Below are 254 nucleotides of genomic sequence, written 5' to 3' on the forward strand. Positions count from 1 at the left end.
GCGGCAGCAGCAGCGGCTTCCAGTGAACTGTCAGCAGTGTCCTCGTCACCGGCGTCGCCGACGGTGTCCTCGTCATCTGACTCGTTATCCGATTCGCCGTCGACGTCCGCCTCGAAGTCCTCTTCGGACGCGTCGACGTCGGCAGATTCGGGCGCAGCGGAATCAACCTCGGACTCTCCCGCGGCGTTAGCCGTGGCGTCGGCTGTGTCCTCAGTGGACGCACCCAGCTCAGTCTCAGTTACCTCGAGCTCCTG

General features: G+C 64.6%; 1 pseudogene. It reads right to left on the reverse strand.

The features are described from left to right. Positions 1-254: pseudogene (locus SB764_RS42615) on the reverse strand (hypothetical protein); the annotation flags it as partial.

Origin of the sequence: Paraburkholderia sp. SIMBA_027, from assembly GCF_046535315.1 — a bacterium.
Classification (GTDB): domain Bacteria; phylum Pseudomonadota; class Gammaproteobacteria; order Burkholderiales; family Burkholderiaceae; genus Paraburkholderia; species Paraburkholderia tropica.